General features: G+C 63.8%; 17 protein-coding genes and 1 other annotated feature. Of the genes, 6 read left to right on the forward strand and 11 right to left on the reverse strand.

The genetic code is table 11. The features are described 5' to 3' along the window. Positions 1–130: 130 nt before the first annotated feature. From ileS to miaB, 11 genes are all read right to left on the reverse strand, one after another. Complete coding sequence (gene ileS / locus B5E56_RS11900; protein ID WP_087390409.1) at positions 131–2,926, reverse strand: isoleucine--tRNA ligase; 2,796 nt, start codon at positions 2,924–2,926, stop codon at positions 131–133. Between the two features lie 146 nt (positions 2,927–3,072). Further along, positions 3,073–3,291 (reverse strand) — a binding site (T-box leader). 79 nt (positions 3,292–3,370) lie between these two features. Beyond that, positions 3,371–4,108, reverse strand: a complete 738-nt coding sequence (locus B5E56_RS11905) for a DivIVA domain-containing protein (RefSeq protein WP_087390412.1) — start codon at positions 4,106–4,108, stop codon at positions 3,371–3,373. Between the two features lie 178 nt (positions 4,109–4,286). Next, positions 4,287–4,796, reverse strand: a complete 510-nt coding sequence (locus B5E56_RS11910; protein ID WP_087188919.1) for a cell division protein SepF — start codon at positions 4,794–4,796, stop codon at positions 4,287–4,289. 23 nt (positions 4,797–4,819) lie between these two features. Continuing rightward, complete coding sequence (locus B5E56_RS11915) at positions 4,820–5,527, reverse strand: YggS family pyridoxal phosphate-dependent enzyme (RefSeq protein WP_087330552.1); 708 nt, start codon at positions 5,525–5,527, stop codon at positions 4,820–4,822. A 78-nt stretch (positions 5,528–5,605) separates the two neighbouring features. After that, entirely contained in the window at positions 5,606–6,892 is a 1,287-nt protein-coding gene (locus B5E56_RS11920) for an HlyD family efflux transporter periplasmic adaptor subunit (RefSeq protein WP_087390415.1), read from the reverse strand. A 14-nt stretch (positions 6,893–6,906) separates the two neighbouring features. Then, positions 6,907–7,143 carry an RNA chaperone Hfq gene (gene hfq / locus B5E56_RS11925; protein WP_087188916.1) on the reverse strand — a complete coding sequence of 79 codons (237 nt, stop codon included), beginning with the start codon at positions 7,141–7,143 and terminating at the stop codon, positions 6,907–6,909. A gap of 98 nt (positions 7,144–7,241) precedes the next feature. Then, the gene (gene mutL, locus B5E56_RS11930) at positions 7,242–9,260 is read right to left on the reverse strand and encodes a DNA mismatch repair endonuclease MutL (RefSeq protein ID WP_087390418.1); all 2,019 of its coding nucleotides are present in this window, start codon (positions 9,258–9,260) and stop codon (positions 7,242–7,244) included. 68 nt (positions 9,261–9,328) lie between these two features. Next, positions 9,329–10,030, reverse strand: coding sequence for a CPBP family intramembrane glutamic endopeptidase (locus B5E56_RS11935; protein ID WP_087390421.1), 702 nt, complete (start codon positions 10,028–10,030; stop codon positions 9,329–9,331). A gap of 29 nt (positions 10,031–10,059) precedes the next feature. Further along, positions 10,060–12,657 (reverse strand): DNA mismatch repair protein MutS, encoded by a 2,598-nt coding sequence (gene mutS, locus B5E56_RS11940; RefSeq protein WP_087390424.1) that lies wholly within the window; start codon positions 12,655–12,657, stop codon positions 10,060–10,062. Between the two features lie 86 nt (positions 12,658–12,743). Continuing rightward, the gene (locus B5E56_RS11945) at positions 12,744–13,025 is read right to left on the reverse strand and encodes a GIY-YIG nuclease family protein (protein ID WP_087188912.1); all 282 of its coding nucleotides are present in this window, start codon (positions 13,023–13,025) and stop codon (positions 12,744–12,746) included. 61 nt (positions 13,026–13,086) lie between these two features. After that, positions 13,087–14,493, reverse strand: coding sequence for a tRNA (N6-isopentenyl adenosine(37)-C2)-methylthiotransferase MiaB (gene miaB, locus B5E56_RS11950; protein WP_087390428.1), 1,407 nt, complete (start codon positions 14,491–14,493; stop codon positions 13,087–13,089). 143 nt (positions 14,494–14,636) lie between these two features. On the opposite strand from miaB, the gene B5E56_RS11955 reads away from it, so the two are divergent. Genes B5E56_RS11955 through B5E56_RS11975 form a run of 6 tightly spaced genes read left to right on the forward strand, consistent with a single transcriptional unit; the run spans position 14,637 to position 19,466 of the window. Then, positions 14,637–15,704, forward strand: a complete 1,068-nt coding sequence (locus B5E56_RS11955; RefSeq protein ID WP_087390431.1) for an alanine racemase — start codon at positions 14,637–14,639, stop codon at positions 15,702–15,704. A 20-nt stretch (positions 15,705–15,724) separates the two neighbouring features. Beyond that, positions 15,725–16,168 carry a D-aminoacyl-tRNA deacylase gene (dtd, locus tag B5E56_RS11960; RefSeq protein WP_087390434.1) on the forward strand — a complete coding sequence of 148 codons (444 nt, stop codon included), beginning with the start codon at positions 15,725–15,727 and terminating at the stop codon, positions 16,166–16,168. A 58-nt stretch (positions 16,169–16,226) separates the two neighbouring features. Continuing rightward, on the forward strand, positions 16,227–16,376 hold the full coding sequence (locus B5E56_RS15005) for a D-aminoacyl-tRNA deacylase (protein ID WP_275532727.1): 150 nt from the start codon (positions 16,227–16,229) through the stop codon (positions 16,374–16,376). Between the two features lie 19 nt (positions 16,377–16,395). Continuing rightward, complete coding sequence (locus B5E56_RS11965; protein ID WP_087390438.1) at positions 16,396–17,001, forward strand: MBL fold metallo-hydrolase; 606 nt, start codon at positions 16,396–16,398, stop codon at positions 16,999–17,001. Positions 17,002–17,031: 30 nt separating this feature from the next. Further along, positions 17,032–18,510 carry a coproporphyrinogen dehydrogenase HemZ gene (gene hemZ, locus B5E56_RS11970; protein WP_087390441.1) on the forward strand — a complete coding sequence of 493 codons (1,479 nt, stop codon included), beginning with the start codon at positions 17,032–17,034 and terminating at the stop codon, positions 18,508–18,510. 11 nt (positions 18,511–18,521) lie between these two features. Next, the gene (locus B5E56_RS11975; RefSeq protein WP_087390444.1) at positions 18,522–19,466 is read left to right on the forward strand and encodes a uridine kinase family protein; all 945 of its coding nucleotides are present in this window, start codon (positions 18,522–18,524) and stop codon (positions 19,464–19,466) included. The last annotated feature ends 37 nt before the right edge of the window (positions 19,467–19,503 follow it).

Below are 19,503 nucleotides of genomic sequence, written 5' to 3' on the forward strand. Positions count from 1 at the left end.
GGCCGTTTTTCGTGGGAATCCGTCCCTTTTGCCGGGGAAACGGATTGCCACGCCAGTGTGCGCACTGGCTCGCAATGACAGGTTTGTGCAAAACAGCTATTTTGCAACAGGCCCTTTTTCACAATATGGCTTACTCGCCCACAACAGCGGCGCAGCGGGGGCACAGCTCGGCGTGATGGCCGTCGGTGCCGATGGCGTCGTTGTGGTTCCAGCAGCGGGGGCACTTGGGGGCCTCGGACAGCTTGACGGCGATGGTGCAGGGGATGAGGCTCTCCTCGTTGCGCTCCCCCTCCACGCTGCCGGTGGTGACGGTGACCTTGGACACGATGCACAGGGAGGCCAGGTCCACCCCCTTCAGGAACTCGGCGTCCTCCGCGGACACGGAGATGGTGACCTCGGTGTCCTGGGCCTTCTTGAACACGCCGGCATTGCGGGCGTTCTCCAGGGCCTTGTTGACGGCGTCCCGCAGGCCCACCAGCTTGGCCCAGCGGGCCTGGGCGGCCTCGTCCAGAGCGAAGGCGGCGTTGTCCTGGGGCATATCGTTGAGGAGGACGCTCTCGGCGTCCACGCCGGAGGCGTGGCGCATGGCGTGCCAGATCTCGTCGGAGGTGAAGGCCAGGATGGGAGCCACCAGACGGGTCATGCCGTCCAGGATGTGGTAGAGGGCGGTCTGGGCGGAGCGGCGCTCGGCCTCGCTGCCGCAGTACAGCCGGTCCTTGATGATATCCAGGTAGAAGTTGGACATATCCACCACGCAGAAGTTGTAGACGGCCCGGTACACCCCGTGGAACTCGTAGCGGTCGTAGGCGGCCCGGACGTTCTTCACCAGCTCGTTGAGGCAGTGGAGGGCGTAGCGGTCCAGCTCCATCAGCTCCTCCACCGGAACCAGGTTGGCGTCGGGATCGAAGTCGCACAGGTTGCCCAGCATATACCGGGCGGTGTTGCGGATCTTCAGATAGGCCTGGGAGAGCTGCTTCATGATCTCCTTGGAGATACGCATATCCTGGGTGTAGTCGGCGGAGGCCACCCACAGACGGAGCATATCGGCGCCGTACTCCTTGATGACCTCATCGGGGGACACGGCGTTGCCCAGGGACTTGTGCATGGCCTTGCCCTCGCCGTCCACGGTCCAGCCGTGGGTGGCGATCTGGTGATAGGGGGCCACGCCGTTGACGGCGATGGAGGTGAGCATGGAGGACTGGAACCAGCCCCGGTACTGGTCGCCGCCCTCCAGGTAGAGGTCGGCGGGGTACTTCAGGTAGGGACGCTCGGCGGCCACGGCGGCCCAGGTGGAGCCGGAGTCGAACCACACGTCCATGATGTCGGTCTCCTTGGAGAAGTGGGCCTTGCCGCACTTGGGGCACACGAAGCCCTGGGGCAGCAGGTCGGCGGCCTGCTTGTCAAACCAGATGTTGGAGCCGTGCTGGCGGAAGAGGTCGGCCACATGGGCGATGGTCTCGGGGGTGACGATGTCGGCGCCGCAGTCGTCGCAGTAGAAGATGGGGATGGGCACGCCCCACACCCGCTGGCGGGAGATGCACCAGTCGTTGCGCTCGGAGATCATGGAGATCATCCGCTCCTTGCCCCAGCCGGGGTGCCACTGGATGGAGTCGCAGGCCTTGACGGCGGTGTCCTTGATGGCGTCCACGGAGCAGAACCACTGCTCGGTGGCCCGGTAGATGATGGGGTTCTTGCACCGCCAGCAGTGGGGGTAGGAGTGGGTGATGTTCTCCTTGGCCACCAGGAAGCCCTCGGCCTCCAGATCGGCCACCACCATGTCGTTGCCCTTGGCGTAGAACTGGCCGTTGTAGCGGCTGTCGGTCATGACGCCCTTGGCGTTGACGGGCACGGGCACCCCGATGTGGGTGAGCCCCGCCTTGTCGTACTGCTGGCAGATCTGGAAGTCCTCGGCGCCAAAGCCGGGGGCGGTGTGGACGCAGCCGGAGCCGGCGTCCAGGGTGACGTGCTCGCCGTTGAGGATGACGCTCTCCCGGTCAAAGAGGGGGTGGGTGGCGGTCATCAGCTCAAACTCGCTGCCCTTCAGGGTGGCCAGCACCTGGCAGGCCTCATAGTCGATATGGGCGGCCTTGCACACGCTCTCGGCCAGGTCCTTGGCCAGCACGTACACGTCGCCGGAGGGCACCTGGAGCAGCACGTAGTCGAACTCGGCGTTCAGGCAGATGGCGAAGTTGCCGGGGATGGTCCAGGGGGTGGTGGTCCAGATCACGAAGTAGGTCTTGCTAAGGTCGGCATACTGGCCCAGCTTGCCCTTGTCGTCCCGGACGGGGAATTTCACAAAGATGGTGGTGCAGGGGTCGTCGGCGTACTCGATCTCGGCCTCGGCCAGGGCGGTCTGGTCGTGGGGGCACCAGTACACCGGCTTCATACCCTTGTAGATGAGCCCCTTCTCGGCCATCTTGCCAAAGACCTCGATCTGCTTGGCCTCAAACTCGGGCAGCAGGGTGATATAGGGGTTGTCCCACTCCCCCAGCACGCCCAGGCGCTGGAACTGCTCGGTCATCTTGGCGATGTAGCCCTCGGCGTACTCCCGGCACTTGGTGCGGAACTGGGCGGTGGTCATCTCGTCCCGCTTGACCTTCTTGTCTTTGAGGACGGCGGACTCGATGGGCAGGCCGTGGGTGTCCCAGCCGGGCACATAGGGGGCGTAGTGGCCGGTCATGTTCTTGTGCTTGACGATGATGTCCTTGAGGATCTTGTTCAGGGCGGTGCCGATGTGGATGTTGCCGTTGGCATAGGGGGGGCCGTCGTGGAGGACGAAGGAGGGCTTGCCCTCGTTGCGTTTGACCATCTTGTTATACAGGTCGTGGTCGTACATCTCCTGGAGCATATCGGGCTCGCGCTTGGGCAGGCCTGCCCGCATGGGGAAGTCGGTCTTGGGCAGGTGGACGGTCTGGTTGTAGTCCATGGGTGTTTCTCCTTTTTATATTGAAATAAAATAATAACCTTATAGCCTTCCCCTGGGGGAAGGTGGCCGGTCAGGCCGGATGAGGGAAACGGCAGCTGTGCAAAAGGTTTTGATTCGACGGGGCAAACAAAAAGCGCCCCTGTCTCTCAAGAGACAAAGGCGCACACCTCTGCGGTACCACTCTCATTGCTCCGGACGGGCCGGAACCACTCGACAGCCTGTAACGGGGCCAGCCGGGGCCGCTTACTGGGTTCGGCGGCCATGCTCGGAGGTGATTTTCCCGGCCCGTCCTGTCCGCCTTGCACCAAAACGGCGGCTCTCTGCGCAGGGTTGGGGGCGGTACTCGTCCTCGTCACAGCATTTTGCAGATGAAAATCACTGGGAGACGCCTTTTTCAGGCGTCTCCCAGTATCTTACCTGTTTGCAGGACTTCTGTCAAGGGGTTCAGCGGATTTCGTAGTCCTTGCCGAATTGCAGGTTGTCAAAGTCGATGCGGCGGGTGGGCTCCTCCACCTCGTCGTCCTCGTCCTCCTGAGCCGGGTGGGCGGCGGGGGCCTTCCGGCCGCTGAGCTCCATCAGCTCGTCGTACAGGCTGCTCTCCTTGGCGGGGGCGGCGGGCTTGGGGGCGGACAGGTCGGTGGTGTCCTCCTGCTCCTTCTGGATGATCCGCTCCACGTTCTCCTCAATGTCCCGGGCGGTCTCCCCCACCGGGTCGGCGGGGGCCGGAGCGGAGGCGGTCAGCTTGGACAGGCCGCTTAAAAAGTCCATCTCATGCTGGTGCAGCTCCTTGAGCTTGCCCACATAGGCGGCGGTGGACTGCTGGGCGGCGGCCAGACGCATCTGCTCGTCCCGGATGGACTGCTGCAATTCGGCAATGCGGGCTTTGGCGTCGGCCTCGGCGTTTTGCAGCAGCTGGTTGCGCTTGGCCTCGGCCTCGGCCACCAGGTCGTCCGCCATCTTCTGGGCGGTCATCAGGGCCTTGCGCATGGCGTCCTCGGTGGAGCGGTACTCCTCCACCTTGTCCACCAGCACCTTCATCTTGGCCTTCAGGGTGGCGTTTTCCTTGTAGAGGGTGGTGTAATCCGCCGTCAGGATATCCAGAAATTCGTCCACCATCGACATATTATATCCGTTAAACGCCTTGGTAAAGGCGTGTTCCGAAACTTCCTGCGGCGTAAGCATAGGTTGATTCCCCCTGATTTTTTGTGTCTTAGCCCCACCCGATGCTGTGCATCGTGGGGGGACCCCGATTTTATATCTGCATGGGCGAACTGAATTCGCCCGGCATCAAGGTTTTGCTGGGCAAAACGCTTGAACGGCGTAACCGCCGTCCCGCCTGCGGCGGGGCCCGGTGGCCATTTTAGAAATACAGCCCGTTGTTCTCCAGCTCGTCGATGAGATCACCCAGAATATCCACATTGTAGGGCGTGATGATGTAGGTGGAGATGGCCACCTTCTTGATCTTGCCCTCGTTGGCGTAGGCCACGCCGGACAGGAAGTCCAGCAGGCGGCGGGCAATGTCCTTGTTGGTGGACTCCAGGTTGAGGACCACGGTGCGCTTTTCGCGCAGGTGGTCGGCGATCTCGCTGGCGTTCTCGAAGCGCTCGGGCTTTACCAGCACCACCTGCAGCTGGGTGGTGGTGTGGATGTTGACCACCTTGTTGCTGCGGCGCTCGTTATCCAGAGAATAGAGGCTGCCGGTGGACTCCTGAGCGGCCTGGCTCTTGGCGCTCTTGCGCTCCAGCCGGTCGCCGCCGGTGCGGTCCATCCGCTCACTGCGGGAGACAGGCTCGAAGTCGTCCTCGTAGTCGTCCTCCGGCTCGTCCTCGTAGGGGCGGGCCAGCCGCCGCAGTTCATCAAACAATCCCATATTCGGTTACCTCCTGAATCATATCAAGCTTTATGCATGGGAGGGCGGGGGCCGAACAGGGCGGTGCCTACGCGCACCAGGGTGGCGCCCTCGCGGACGGCGTCCTCGTAATCGCCGCTCATTCCCATAGAAAGACAGTCGATTGTGGTTCCATTATCCGACATCTTGTCTCTTATGTCAACAAAAAGCTGACGCATTTTCGCAAAAAAGGGCCGGTTTCCGTCGGGCCCCTCGGCCACCGGAGGAATGGCCATCAGTCCCCGCAGATTCACATGGGGACAGGCGGCCGCCTTCTGGGCCAGGGCGGGCAGCTCGTCGGGAGAAATTCCGCTTTTGGATTCCTCGCCGCCGATGTTGATCTCCAGCAGAATGTCCTGCACCAGGTCCAGCTTGGCGGCCTGGGCCTCGATGGCGTCCAGCAGATGCTCCGAGCCTACCGACTCGATGAGATCCACCCGGCCCACCACCTGCTTGACCTTGTTGGTCTGCAGATGGCCGATGAAATGGAGGGCGGCCCCGGCATAGGCGTCGTCGTCCAGGTGGGCGGTCATCTCCTGCACCCGGTTCTCTCCGCAGATGGTGATACCGGCGGCAATGGCCTGCCGGATGGTATCCGAGGTCTGGACCTTGGTGGCGGCCACCAGGGTGATCTCGGACGGGTCACGGCCCACTTCCCGGGCCGCGGCGGCGATGTTGGCCTTGACCTGCGCTACTTTCTCTTCCAGGGACATAATAGGCACCTCCAAAAAATACACACATAAATAAGGCAAAACCGCCTGCGCGTGTGGGGCGCAGAGGGATCGTCCAAACTAATCGATGACCTTGCCGTCATAGAGCTCGCCGGAGGAGATGATGATCTGGTCTCCCGCCCGCAGGGCCTTTTTGGCTGCCGTGGTGGTGGAGGTATCGGCAGCGGTGACCAGGATGTAGTTGTCCTCCTCGGCCAGGATGGATACCGGCTTGAACTCGGCACACTGGCCCACCAGGGCGTACACGCCGGTGACCGATACCTGGGACTCCTCGCCGGTCTCGCTGTCGGTGACGGTCTGCTGCTCCACCCGCAGGGCCTCCTTGGGCAGGCGGATGCCGGAGGTGGTCTCAAAGACCAGCTCCACCGTCTGCCGCCGCAGCAGGGTGGTGTCGGACAGGAACTTGTCGGTGGACAGTACCACCACCACCTGCCCGTCCACCGGGTCCCCCAGCCGCTCCACCTTCATGTCCACCTCGCCGGACCAGTCCCGGGAAAAGCGGACGGTGATGCTCCGCCCTTCCACCAGCCGCTCGGCGTCCGCCTCCGGCAGGGTGCAGGCAAAGTACCAGGTGGAATTGGTGATGAGCTTGCCAATGGCGGAGGTATCCTCCGCCGGCTTCTGGTTGGACAGGTCCTTCAGCTGGGCCGGGGTAAGGGTCTCCATCATAGCGGGGGTGATAAGGCTCTCGTATCCGTCCACCAGACCGGAGAAAATGCCCGACTGGGCGGCGGTGACCCGGCTGGTGCTCTGGGAGGCCTGGGCGGTCAAAGACTGGATCTGGGCCTTCACGTCGTCCAACGAGGCCTGGAGAGCGGCGGTGGAGTCCTCCCCCTCCGCGTCAAAGGTATAGCTGCGCTTATAAATCAGGCTCTTCAGCTCCATGGTCTGGCTCTCCAGACAGGTGAGGTCGCCGGAGGCGGAAGCCCCCCGGAGATTGGCAATGGCGTCGGCCACCCGGTCGCTGAGCTGGGCGGAGTCGCCGCTGCCGCCGGTCTGGGCCAGGGCATATTCCAGCTGCTCCTGCTCCAGCAGCAGCTGCTGGAGGGTTTCCCGCTGGGTGAGTCCGGCGTCGCTCTGGTAGAGCAGGGCCACGGTCTCACCCCGGCTTACCTTCTCCCCCTCCTCGGGGAGGACCTCCACCGTGCCGCCCTGGCCGGTGAGGACACTCTCCTCCCGGACCAGAAAGCCGGTGGCCTCCACGCTGTCGCTGACGGTGTAGGTATAGGCCAGCACCGTGGGATAGAGCTCCCGCAGGCTGCTGAAGGCGGAGACTCCGATGGAAATGAGCACCGCGGCCAGTACCACCAGCATCACGATGCGGGAATTCAAAGAACCTTGCTTCATAGGCGCTCCTTTGGTCAGTCGCCACGCTCCTCCCGCTCCAGAGAGATGGCCCGTTCGGGCACAATGGTGGAGATGGCGTGCTTGTAGATCACCTGCTGCTTGTCCCCCGTCATAAGTACCACCACAAAGGCGTCATAGCCCACGATCTGGCCTTTCAGCTGATAGCCGTTCATCAAAAAGGTGGTGACGTTGGCCCGGGTCCGCCGGGCGCGGAGCAGGAACAGGTCTTGCAGGTTGGGTGTCTTTTGCATTTGGATGCACTCCTTTTTCTCTGAGATGCATCCAATATATACCAATTACTGGAAAGGTTTTGTCGGATTCTGGGGAAGGGACCACATTTCCCGGGGAGTTATGCCCGTCCGAACCGCTTTTCGATCTGGCTGCGGGTCAGCTCAATGGCCACCGGGCGGCCATGGGGACAATATTTCACTTCCCCCGCCATGACAGCTTTAACCACCTTGAGCAGCTCGGCCTCCCCGTTTTTCTGGCCCCCCTTGATGGCCGCCTTGCAGGCCATGGTGTGGAGGAGAGCGTCCCGGGCGCTGTCCGGGTCGGCTGTGCCGCAGGTGATGAGCCTGCCCGCCAGCTCCAGCAGCACGTCGGGAATGGCGGCGGCGTCCACATCGTCGGGGGCGGTGCGGACGATGAGAGCTCCGCCGCCGAAGTCCTCCGCCTCAAAGCCGAAGCGCTCCAGCAGGGGCAGCTGGGCCAGCAGGGCGGCCCCCTCCTCCGCCGGAGGGGTAAAGACCACCGGGGTCAGGAGGGTCTGGACCATGGGGGTGTACCCCGCCGCCTTCAGGCGGTCAAAGTTCATCCGCTCATGGGCGGCGTGCTTGTCGATAAGGAGCACCTTGTCCCCCTGCTCCACGATGATGTAGGTGTTTAAGACCTCGCCTGCCATCCGCCAGGGTGTTTCTTCTGGCTCGGGCTGGATGGGAGTCTGGGGTTCCACAGGGGGGATGGTGGGAACGGGTTCCTTTTCGACCACCGTAGGGGCGACCCTTGTGGTCGCCCGCGGGGTTTCGGGAGCCACCTCCACAGGCGGGGTGGTTTTGGCCGGGATGTCTGGGACAGCAGTCCTTACAGACGATGGGGTGGGAGCCGGAGCCGGTTTGGGCTCGGGCTGTATGGTGGAGGCGGTTGGAACCGGCCGTTCCGGAACGGTAGGGGCCACCCTTGTGGCCGCCCGCACAGGTTGAGCGGTTTGGGCAGGCCGGGCGGCAATATCGTGGAGAGGCAGAGACGGGGCGGGTTTGTCCGCCGTCTTGCGGAATTGCTCCGCCGTCATGGTGCGGAAGGTGGTCTGGTGAGGGGGCACCGTGTCCTGAGCTGCCTTGGGAGCCAGCCGGGGGCTGTCCGCCAGGGCGGAGGGCCGGGACCGGTCGGCCTCCAGGGTGGATTTTACGGCGTAATACACCGCGTCAAATACCTTTTTATCGCTGCCGAACTTGACCTCCTGCTTGGTGGGGTGGACGTTCACGTCCACAGCGTTGAGCCTGGTGGTCAGATGGAGGACGCAGCCGGGGAACTTGCCCACCATCTTCTGGTTGGCGTAGGCCTCCTCCAGGGCGGCCATCATGGTGCGGCTCTTTACATACCGGCCGTTGACGAAGAAGTGCTGATAGCCCCGGGTGCCCCGGCAGCAGGTGGGCAGAGACACAAAGCCGGTGACCGTCATATCCTCCCCGGAGCCCTTCACCGGGGTGAAGCCCAGGGCCAGATCCCGGCCCAGCACGGCGTACAACGCCGATTTCAGCTGGCCGTCGCCGGGGGTGAGCAGGTCCTGCTTGCCGTCCCGGAGGAACTTGATGCTCACCTCCGGGTGGGACAGGGCCAGCCGCTGGATCATGGCGAAGCAGGCGGCGCTCTCGGCGGAGTCCTTCTTCATGAACTTGAGCCGGGCGGGGGTGTTGTAAAACAGGTCCTTCACCACCATAGTGGTGCCCTGGGGACAGCCCGCCTCCTCCCGGCTCACCACCACCCCCGCCTCCAGGGAGAGAGCGGAGCCCAGGGGGGCATCAGCAGTGCGGGTGAGCAGCTCCATCCGGGACACGGCGGAGATGGCGGCCAGAGCTTCCCCCCGGAAGCCCAGGGTACCGATGGCCTCCAGGTCGTACTCGGTGCGCAGCTTGCTGGTGGCGTGACGGAGAAAGGCGGTGGGGGCCTCGTCGGCGGCAATGCCGCAGCCGTTGTCGGTGACCCGGATCAGGGTCATGCCCCCGTGCTGGATTTCCACCGTCAGCTTGCCGGCTCCGGCGTCGATGGCGTTCTCCACCAGCTCCTTCACCACGGAGGCGGGCCGCTCCACCACCTCGCCGGCGGCGATCAGGTCGGCCACATGGGAGTCAAGTTGTTGGATGTGAGGCATAGAAATACCTGCTTTCTAAACGGAGGAATGGATGAATGCAGGGGCGGCGCACCCGGCACTCCGCGGGATCAGTGCAGCGTCCCCAGCAGCGTAAACCCGTTGAGGGCCATGTGCAGGGCAATGGCGCTCCAGATGGAGCCCCCCCGGTCATAGCACCAGGCCAGGGCCAGGGCCATGGGGGCGTACTGGATCATCAGCAGCAGGTACCGCAGGTCCAGGGTCCCGAAGGCATACACAAACTGGACGGCGCAGTAGAAGGAGTAGAGGACCACCGACAGCACATAGCCCAGGGGCCGGCTGTAATTGCGGACTGAGCCGAAGAGCAGTCCACGGAACAGGGGCTCCTCCACCAGGGGCATGAGCACCACCAGGATAAAAACGGTGGCGGCGGGGGCGAAGTAGTATTGCTCGGGGTAGCTCATCAGGTTGGGGTTCTGCACCGGCAGGGGGATGAGGCCCACCAGGAAGGAGAGTATCTCGGCTCCCACCAGACCGGTGACAAAGGCGAACAGGTTCTCCGGCAGCCAGTCCAGCAGCAGCCGGAAGCCGGTTCTCAGGAAGGACCAGAACACCAGGAAGGTGAGGGCGGCAATGATGAGGTAGTACACCACATTGGCCTCAGCCACCGGGAACTCCCCCTGATAGGAGCGCTGGACCCAGCCCATGAGCCAGGGGAAGAGAAACACATACAGGGCGAAAAAGACCCAGCCCCGGTAAAACTCCGCCTGGGTGATCTGGGAGCGCCAGGGGCGGCGCCGTCCGGTGAGCATGGTGTGTTCCTCCTTTTTTGTGGTTGGTTTTATACCAGCTGCTTCAATTCAAAGAGCAGGTTCATGGCCTCGATGGGGGTGAGGGTGTTGAGATCCACCCCCTGGAGCCGTCGGGCCACCTCTCCGCCTCCCATGTCCAGCAGGGACATCTGGCCGGTGGTCTGAGCCGCCGGGGCCTGGGGGGTCTGGACGCCTCCGGACTCCAGCTCCTTCAGAATGTGGCGGGCCCGGGTGATGACCTTGTCGGGTACCCCAGCCAGCTTGGCCACCTCGATGCCGTAGCTCTGGTCGGCCCCGCCGGGGACGATCTTCCGCAGGAAGAGGATGTCGTCCCCCTTCTTCTTGGCGGCGATGTTGTAGTTCTTCACCCCGGGGATAACTCCCTCCAGGGCGGTGATCTCATGGTAGTGGGTGGCGAAGAGGGTCTTGGCACCCAGCCGCTTTTTGTCGGCGCAGTACTCCAGCACCGCACGGGCGATGGACATACCGTCGTAGGTGGAGGTGCCCCGGCCGATCTCGTCCAGGATGAGCAGGCTTTTGCTGGTGGCGTTTTTCAGCAGCTCCGCCACCTCAGTCATCTCCACCATAAAGGTGGACTGGCCGGCGCTCAGGTCGTCGCTGGCTCCGATGCGGGTAAATACCCGGTCCACGATGCCGATGCGGGCCGACCTGGCGGGGACAAAGGAGCCCATCTGGGCCATGAGGACAATGAGGGCCACCTGCCGCATATAGGTGGACTTGCCTGCCATGTTGGGGCCGGTGATGATGGCCACCGTGTTGTCCTTCCCGTCCATCCGGGTGTCATTGGGGACAAAGAGGGCGTTTTTCAGCATTTTTTCCACCACCGGGTGGCGGCCCTCGGAGATCTCGATGGTGTCGGACAGGTCCACCTCGGGGCGGCAGTAGCCGTTCTCGGCGGCTACGGCGGCAAAGGAGGCCAGCACGTCCACCTGGGCTACGGCGGCGGCGGAGCGCTGGATGTCCCCCACCCGGGCGGCAGCTTGCTGCTGCAGGTCGCAGAACAGCTGATACTCCAGGGCGGTGACCCGGTCCTGGGCGGACAGGATCTCGTGCTCCAGGTCCTTCAGCTCCTGGGTGATGAATCGCTCACAGTTGACCAGGGTCTGCTTGCGGATGTAATCCTCGGGCACCTGGTCATAGTAGGACTTGGATACCTCGATGTAGTAACCGAATACCTTGTTGAAGCCCACCTTCAGGCTCTTGATGCCGGTCTTTTCCTTCTCCCGGGCTTCCACGGCGGCCACCAGGTCCTTGCCGTTGGTGAGGATGTCCCGCAGCCGGTCCACCTCGGCATTATAGCCCGCCCGGATAAAGCCGCCCTCCCGGACGGAGAAGGGGGGCTCGTCCACAATGGCGGAGCAGATCAGCTCCCGCAGGTCGGGCAGGTCGTCCAGGGCGGCGGACAGGGCGGTGAGCAGGGCCCCGGAATAGGGGGAGAGCAGCTCCCGCAGCCGGGGCAGCCTGCCCAGACCGGCGGCCAGGGCGGCCAGGTCCCGGCCTCCCGCGGTGCCGTATACGATGCGGCCGATGAGCCGCTCCAGATCGGTGACCTCCCGCAGAGTGTTTTTCAGCTCGTCCCGGCCGATGGGGTCGCCCACCAGCTCCTCCACCGCCCCCAGCCGGCGGCTGATGGCGCCGGGGGAGAGCAGGGGCCGCTCCATCCAGGCGCGGATGAGCCGGTGGCCCATGGCGGTGCGGGTCTTGTCCAGCACCCAAAGCAGAGAGCCCTTCTTCTCCTTGGAGCGGAGGGTCTCGGTGAGCTCCAGATTGCGCCGGGCGGTGAGGTCCAGCTCCATAAACTGACCGGAGGTGTACCAGGAGAGGGTGGTGATGTGGGAGAGGTCGGTCTTCTGGGTCTCGTACAGGTAACTCAAAAGGCCCCCCACCGCTTGGAGGGCGTGGTCGTCCCCCTGGGGCAGCTGATCCAGGCCGCTGGTGAACTGCTCCTCCACCAGGGAGCGGGCAGCGTCGGGCCGGAAGCGGGCTTCCCCACCGTTCTCGCACCGGCAGTCCAGCTTATTGGTGAGAAAGTCCAGCAGGGCGGCGTCGCTGTAGGCCCCATCGGACAGCATGGCCTCCCGGGGGGAGAAGCGGCCCAGCTCGTTGCACAGGTGCTCCCTGCTGTCGGGGCCGGTAAAGGAGGTGACGGAGATCTCGCCGGTGGAGATGTCGCAGAAGCACAGCCCCGCCCCGGCGGAGTCCTCGTAGATGGCGCAGATGAAGTTGTTGCGGCCCTCCTCCAGCATGGAGGAGGCGATGACGGTGCCGGGGGTGACGATGCGGATGATGTCCCGATCCACCAGCCCCTTGGCGGTGGCGGGGTCCTCCATCTGCTCGCAGATGGCCACCTTGTAGCCCTTGGCGATGAGCCGGGCGATATAGGCGTCGGCACTGTGGTAGGGCACGCCGCACATGGGGGTGCGCTGATCCTCCGGCTTGCCCCGGTCCCGGGTGGTGAGGGTGAGATCCAGCTCCCTGGAGGCCAGCTTGGCGTCCTCCTGGAACATCTCGTAGAAGTCGCCCAGCCGGAAAAAGAGGATGCAGTCCGGGTGAAGCTCTTTCATTTTCAGATATTGGCGCATCATGGGGGTCAGCTCGGACGGCATGGCGGGCGCTCCTTTTCTAAATGATAATTGAAATGGAAAGGGACGGATTGCCGCGCCAGTGTGCGCACTGGCTCGCAATGACGGCCCTATAGTGTGGGGTACAGATCAGTCCATCCGGGATTCCGGCGGTTGACCAGGGCGTTTTTTCGTTTCCTGGACCAGGATTTGATCTGCTTTTCTCGGGCAATGGCTGATTGGATGGATGGGGTGGCCTCAAAATAGACCAATTTTGTAATATCATAACGGGCGGTATAGCTGGCGGGATCGGCATGGGCGCGGTGCTGGGCGACCCGGCGGACCAGGTCCCGGGTTACCCCGGTGTAAATGGCTACATTGGTGGCGTTTGCCAGGATATAGACGTAATACATGGCTCCGTTCTCCTGCCTGTCATTGCGCGCCAGTGCGCGCACTGGCGTGGCAATCCGTATTTTACTCCGCCTTCTCCCCCATCAAAGACCACTTATTGGCCCCGGTGATCTTCACGTCCACAAACTGGCCGATGAGGGACTCGTCTCCGGTGAGGCGCACCAGCCGGTTGCCGGGGGTGCGGGCGGTGAGGCCCTTGTCGTCGGTGCCGTCCACCAGACAGCGCACCGTCTTGCCGATGTAGGCCGCGTGCTTTTCCTCGGAAATTTGATCCTGCCGCTCCACCAGCCGCTGGAACCAGGCCGCCTTCTCCTCCTTGGAGACGGGGTCTTCCATCTTGGCGGCGGGGGTGCCCACACGGGGGGAATAAATAAAGGTAAAGAGGGCGTCAAACCGCACCTCGTCCAGCAGGGTCATGGTCTGCTCGAACTCCTGGGCGGTTTCCCCGGGAAATCCCACAATGACGTCGGAGGTGATGACCACATCGGGGATGGCCTCACGCAAACGGCGCACCTTGTCCAGATAGCCCGCCCGGTCGTATACCCGGTTCATGGCTTTCAGCACCCGGTCGCTGCCCGCCTGGAAGGGCAGATGGAAGCAGGGGGCGATCTTGGGGGAGGACGCCATGGTGTCAAAGAGCTTCTGGGAGGCGTCCTTGGGGTGGCTGGTCATGAAGCGCAGCAGGAAGTCCCCCTCGATCTCGGAGGCCGCCTTCAACAGGTCTGCAAAGTCCATGGGGTCGTCCAGGTCCTTGCCGTAGGAGTTGACGTTCTGGCCCAGCAGGGTAATGTCCTTGTACCCCTCGGCCACCAGGCCCCGGATCTCCTCCAGAATGACCTCCGGCTGACGGGACCGCTCCCGGCCCCGGACGTAGGGCACGATGCAGTAGGTGCAGAAGTTGTTGCAGCCGTACATGATGGACACCCAGGCCTTTACCTTGTCCTGACGCACCACCGGGATGCCCTCGGCGATGGACCCGGGCTCGTCGGCGATGTCGAAAATGCGGCCCCGGCGGGTCACCAGCCGGTACAAGAGTTCCGGGAACCGCCACAGGGCGTGGGGCCCGAACACCAGGTCCACCTGCCGGTAGCTCTCCTTGATCTTCTGGGCACGGTGGGGCTCCTGGGCCATGCAGCCGCACACGCAGATGAGCTGGTTGGGCTTCTGGCGCTTGGTATGCACCAGCGCGCCCACGTTGCCCAATACCCGCATCTCGGCGTGCTCCCGGATGGCGCAGGTGTTGATGAGGATCAGATCGGCTTCCGCCTCGCTGTCGGTGAAGTCGTAGCCCATCTCCCGCAGGTAGCCCCGCAGCCGCTCGGAGTCGGCCTCATTCTGCTGGCAGCCGTAGGTGTCCACGAAGGCTAGGGGGGCGGTGGGACGGGCGGCGTTGCGCTCATGGAGTTTCTGGCAGAAGTCCCGCTGACGCGCCACGTCGGCGGGGGAAATTTTGGTGGTCTGTCGGTTCAAAACGGTTCCTCCCGAAAAGTCTGTATCAATGTTTAATCATAGCACTTTTTGCGCTCAAACACAAGGCCCGTCCCCTTTTCATTGACTCAAATCGGCAGGGAGTATATAATGGAAAGGACTATCCACGGAAAGGCGGCGGAGCCATGAAAACCCTGGTCATCGAGCGGGATGCACTGAAGAATAATATCTCCGTGGTCAAGGAGCGGGCGGGGGGCGCCGTGATCTACGGCGTGGTCACCGGAGACGGCCAGGGAGCCGGTCTGGTGGAGCTGGCAAAGGCCCTCCGGGCCGAGGGCATCGGCCGCTTCGCCGTGTCCGAGGTGGCGGAGGCCGCCGCCCTGCGGAAGGCGGGCTTTGTGGAGGAGGAGATTCTCATGCTCCGCTGTACCACCGACCGGGAGGAGCTGGAGCAGCTGCTGGATCTCAACGTGATCTGCACCGTGGGCTCCCACGACAGCGGCATGGCCCTCAACGGGGTGGCGGAGGCCCGCTCCACCGTTGCCGAGGCCCACATCCAGATTGACACCGGCATGGGCTTCGGGGGCTTTCTCTCCAGCGAGCCGGAGAAGATCCTGTCTACCTTCCGGGACCTGTCCAGCATTGCCGTGTCCGGGGTGTGTACCCAGCTGTATACCAAGAGCCGCAAGGGCAAGGCCCTGGCGGCCCAGGTGGAGGAGTTCACCAAAACGGTGGAGGCCATCCACGCCGCCGGGTTTGAGACGGGCACCGTCCACGCCGCCGGGTCCTATGTGCTGATGCACCATCCTGCCGCCCGGCTGGGGGGCGTCCGGGCGGGTACGGTCCTTATGGGCCGGTGCCGCCGGGCCAGAGGAGACGGCCTGCGCCGGGTGGGCTACGGCGAGGTCAAGGTGGAGGAGACCCGCTGGGTGCCCAAGGGCCACATTGTGGGGGGCAACACCCCCGCGCCCCTGAAGAAAAACACCCGGGTGGCGGTGCTGCCCGTGGGTTATCAGAACGGCTTCGGCATGGGCCGCCCCTGGGCGGGAGGCCTGCTGGATGCCATCCGCCGCTGGCTCACCCAGCGGCAGATCACCGTCCGGGTCAACGGCCAGAAGGCCAGGGTCATCGGGGGCATCGGCGCCATCGAGACCATTGTGGATGTGACCGACCTGAAATGTACCGCCGGAGACAAGGCGGTGTTCGATATCGACCCCATTTTTGTCAAGGGGTTTGTCCGTGAATATCGGTAAATGAGAAAGGAATTTATACTATGCGTGCAGTTGTGACCCGCGTGAAGAATGCCTCCGTCACCATCGGCGGCAAGGTGAACGGCGAGATCGGCCAGGGCTTCCTGGTGCTGCTGGGGGTGGCCCCCGGCGATACCGAGGCCCAGGCCGTCAAGATGGCCGACAAGGTGTGCGGCCTGCGTATCTTTGAGGACGAGAACGAGAAGATGAACCTGAATCTGGAGGCAGTGGGGGGCTCCCTGCTGGTGGTGAGCCAGTTCACCCTCTATGCCGACACCAAGTCCCGCCGCCCCGGCTTCTCCGGGGCCGCCAAGCCGGACATCGCCATCCCCCTGTATGAGAAGTTCATGGCCGAGTGCGCCGGCCGGGGCTTTGAGGTCCAGCACGGCGAATTCGGCGCCGATATGCAGGTTTATAGTCAGAACGACGGTCCTGTGACCATTCTGCTGGACACCGACCAGATGTAACGCCGAATTCGCCCCCGCGCTTTGCGCGTCCGAGCGTTTTGCCAAAGGCAAAACCTCGATGCCGGGCGGATTCACTCCGCCCGAGCAGATCAAAAGATGCGGGGTCCCCGCAGGGCCGTGGCCCTGTGGGGGATTCGGCGCCGATATGCAGGTTTATTCTCAGAATGACGGTCCTGTGACCATTCTGCTGGACACCGATACCATGTAAAGAAGGGGGCAGACAACCCATGAAAATGCGTGTTTTACAGGTGGGGCCCATCGGCACCAACTGCTATCTGCTGGAGGACGAGGACACCCACACCGCCGCCGTGGTGGACCCCGGCGACGAGGCCGGCCGCATCCTGGCCCAGGCCAGGGAGGATGGGGTGGAGATCCAGTCCATCCTGCTGACCCACGCCCACTATGACCACACCACCGGCGTGGCCGGGCTGCTCAAGGCCTTGCCCAACATCCCGGTGTACCTCCACCCTGCCGACATCGCCCGGCTGGGCAGCCCGGTGTTCCCCCCGCTGGGCACCGACCCCAAGCCCTATGACGACGGCGACCTGGTGAAGGTGGGAGGCATCGACGTGCAGGTGATCCACACCCCCGGCCACACCCCCGGCGGGGTGTGCCTGATGGCGGGGGACGCCCTCTTTACCGGCGACACCCTGTTCCAGGGCTCCATGGGCCGCACCGACCTGCCCGGCGGCAGCTATGGGGAGATCATGGCCTCCCTGGCCCGGCTGGCCCGGCTGCCCGGGGACTTCCACGTCCTCCCCGGCCACATGGGTATGTCCACCCTGGAGGCCGAGCGGAAGAGCAACTACTATATGCAGGAGGCCATGGGGTAATCTGATTTCCCCGGAAAGGATCATTCCGCTATGAAACTCTACCTCCGCGGCCACGACTACAAATATGCCGCCGAGCAAATGTTATTGACGCTTTTTCCTGACCAGCGGCCGGAATACGACGACCAGCCCCCCGCTGCCGGGGAGGACCATCTGGTGCTCTCCCTGAGCCGGGGGGAGCTGTGGGCCACCGCCACCGCCAGGCTGACTTACCACGGTCAGTCATATGGGGCAAGCCACCGGTGTAAACTGGAAGAGCTCGCCGACGACCTCTCCACCAGCCGGGCCCTCCAGCGGATCTTGAAGCTGGCCTTCTACGACGCCGGGGTGGCCGCCCGTGGGAGCGAGCCTCCCTGGGGGGCGCTGACCGGCGTGCGGCCGGTGAAGATCCCCACCAAGGCCATGCTGGCCGGAGCCACCCCCGTCCAGGCGGAGAAGGTACTCAAAGATACCTACCGGGTATCTCCCCTGCGGCGGCAGCTGGCCATGGACTGCGCCCGAGCCAGCCTGGACGCCCAGCGGAGCCTGCGGCCCGAGGAGGTGTCCCTCTATGTGGGCATTCCCTTCTGCCCCACCCGGTGCGCCTACTGCTCCTTTGTGTCCGCCGACGTGGGCCGTGCCCTCAAGCTCATCGACCCCTTCCTGGACTGCCTTTCCCGGGAAATCAAGGCCACCGGTGAAATGCTGGCGGGGGCGGGGTTGAAGGTGCGCTCGGTCTACTTCGGCGGCGGCACCCCCACCACCCTGTCCGCCCCTCAGCTGGACCGGCTCATGGGGGAGATCGCCGATTCCATTGACCTGTCCTGCTGCACCGAGTACACGGTGGAGGCGGGACGGCCCGACACCATTACCCGGGAAAAGCTGGAGGTCCTCTTCCGCCGGGGCTGCGGCCGGGTGTCGGTGAATCCCCAGACCATGCAGGACCATGTGCTGGCCGCCATGGGCCGGGCCCATCGGGCCGAGGACATCCGCAGGGCCTACGCCATGGCCCGGGACAGCGGCATCCCCTGCGTCAACATGGATCTCATCGCCGGTCTGCCCGCCGACAGCGTGGACGGCTTCCGGTCCTCCCTGGATCAGGTGCTGGCTATGGCGCCGGAGAATATCACCGTCCACACCCTGGCCATGAAGAAGGGTTCCCGGCTGATGGAGGAGGGGAGCGGCGTGCCCGCCGATGAAGAGGTGGCCGCCATGCTGGAGTACGCCTGGTCCGCCCTGCGTACGGCGGGGCAGATCCCCTACTACCTCTACCGCCAGAAGTATATGTCCGGCTCCTTTGAAAACGTGGGCTGGTGCCTGCCGGGCACCGAGAGCCTCTATAACATCTGCATGATGGAGGAGCTGCACACCATCGTCTCCCTGGGAGGCGGCGGGGTGACCAAGCTGGTCAACCCGGCCACCGGCTACATCGAGCGTGTGGCCAACCCCAAGTATCCCAAGGAGTATATCGAGAAGATCGACGCCGTCTGCGCCGGAAAGGAGCGGGTGGCCCGCTTTCACGGCGCCCTGTAAGGAGGTCCGTTATGCCCTATCAGCTGCAAGAGATCAACGAGAGCATCCGCACCGACCCCAAGGGATTTCTGGAGGCCTGCGACGCCGCCTATCAAAGCCGCATTGCGTCGGCGGTGGACCGCATTCTGGAGCGGATGAAGGAGAGCCCCATCGTGCTGCTGTCCGGCCCCTCCGGCTCGGGCAAGACCACCACTGCCCTCAAGCTGGAGCAGGAGCTGGAGCGCCGGGGCGTGAACACCCACACCATCTCCATGGACAACTACTATAAAACCCTCAACCGCAAGACCGCACCCCGCACCCCCGAGGGGGACATCGACTACGAGTCCCCGGTGCTGCTGGACCTGGACCTGCTGGACGAGACCTTCTCCCGGCTGTCCCGGGGCGAGTGGGTGGTGGTACCCAAGTATGAATTTGCCCGGCAGATGCGCAACGACAGCCGGGGCACCTTTTTGAAGCTGGACAAAAATGAGATCGCCATCTTCGAGGGCATCCACGCCCTCAACGACGACATCTTCGGCCGCCACCCCGAGGCCACCGGCCTGTACATCTCCGCCCGCTCCAACGTGCTGGAGGGGGAGGAACTGCGGTTCAAGGGCACCTGGATGCGCATTTCCCGCCGGGCGGTCCGTGACTATAATTTCCGGGGCACAGACCTTTTGGAAACCCTTTTGATGTGGTATAATGTGCGCCGGGGCGAGAAGACGTACATCTCCCCCTTTAAGAACCGGGCCAATATCATCATCGACTCCTCCCTGCCCTACGAGGTGCCGGTGTTTGCCAACTACGCTCACGCTTTGAGAGAAGCGGTGGCACAGATCCCCGCCGACAACCCCCGCTGTCATGAGTTCCACGATCTGGTGGACGCCTTCGGGTATTTTGAGCCGGTGGACCCGGCCCTGGTGCCTCCCGAGTCCCTGATCCGGGAGTTTATCGGCGGCGGAACATACAGTTACTGATCATGTCCAGGGGGGACCAGTCCCCCCTGGATACAGC

Origin of the sequence: Flavonifractor sp. An112, assembly GCF_002161085.1 — a bacterium.
Taxonomy (GTDB): domain Bacteria; phylum Bacillota; class Clostridia; order Oscillospirales; family Oscillospiraceae; genus Flavonifractor; species Flavonifractor avicola.

Excerpts from the sequence above, each read along its gene's own strand:
- ileS (WP_087390409.1), bottom strand. The coding sequence starts at position 2,926 with ATGGACTACAACCAGACCGTCCACCTGCCCAAGACCGACTTCCCCATG.
- B5E56_RS11905 (WP_087390412.1), bottom strand. The coding sequence starts at position 4,108 with ATGCTTACGCCGCAGGAAGTTTCGGAACACGCCTTTACCAAGGCGTTT.
- B5E56_RS11910 (WP_087188919.1), bottom strand. The coding sequence starts at position 4,796 with ATGGGATTGTTTGATGAACTGCGGCGGCTGGCCCGCCCCTACGAGGAC.
- B5E56_RS11915 (WP_087330552.1), bottom strand. The coding sequence starts at position 5,527 with ATGTCCCTGGAAGAGAAAGTAGCGCAGGTCAAGGCCAACATCGCCGCC.
- B5E56_RS11920 (WP_087390415.1), bottom strand. The coding sequence starts at position 6,892 with ATGAAGCAAGGTTCTTTGAATTCCCGCATCGTGATGCTGGTGGTACTG.
- hfq (WP_087188916.1), bottom strand. The coding sequence starts at position 7,143 with ATGCAAAAGACACCCAACCTGCAAGACCTGTTCCTGCTCCGCGCCCGG.
- mutL (WP_087390418.1), bottom strand. The coding sequence starts at position 9,260 with ATGCCTCACATCCAACAACTTGACTCCCATGTGGCCGACCTGATCGCC.
- B5E56_RS11935 (WP_087390421.1), bottom strand. The coding sequence starts at position 10,030 with ATGCTCACCGGACGGCGCCGCCCCTGGCGCTCCCAGATCACCCAGGCG.
- mutS (WP_087390424.1), bottom strand. The coding sequence starts at position 12,657 with ATGCCGTCCGAGCTGACCCCCATGATGCGCCAATATCTGAAAATGAAA.
- B5E56_RS11945 (WP_087188912.1), bottom strand. The coding sequence starts at position 13,025 with ATGTATTACGTCTATATCCTGGCAAACGCCACCAATGTAGCCATTTAC.
- B5E56_RS11955 (WP_087390431.1), top strand. The coding sequence starts at position 14,637 with ATGAAAACCCTGGTCATCGAGCGGGATGCACTGAAGAATAATATCTCC.
- dtd (WP_087390434.1), top strand. The coding sequence starts at position 15,725 with ATGCGTGCAGTTGTGACCCGCGTGAAGAATGCCTCCGTCACCATCGGC.
- B5E56_RS15005 (WP_275532727.1), top strand. The coding sequence starts at position 16,227 with ATGCCGGGCGGATTCACTCCGCCCGAGCAGATCAAAAGATGCGGGGTC.
- B5E56_RS11965 (WP_087390438.1), top strand. The coding sequence starts at position 16,396 with ATGAAAATGCGTGTTTTACAGGTGGGGCCCATCGGCACCAACTGCTAT.
- hemZ (WP_087390441.1), top strand. The coding sequence starts at position 17,032 with ATGAAACTCTACCTCCGCGGCCACGACTACAAATATGCCGCCGAGCAA.
- B5E56_RS11975 (WP_087390444.1), top strand. The coding sequence starts at position 18,522 with ATGCCCTATCAGCTGCAAGAGATCAACGAGAGCATCCGCACCGACCCC.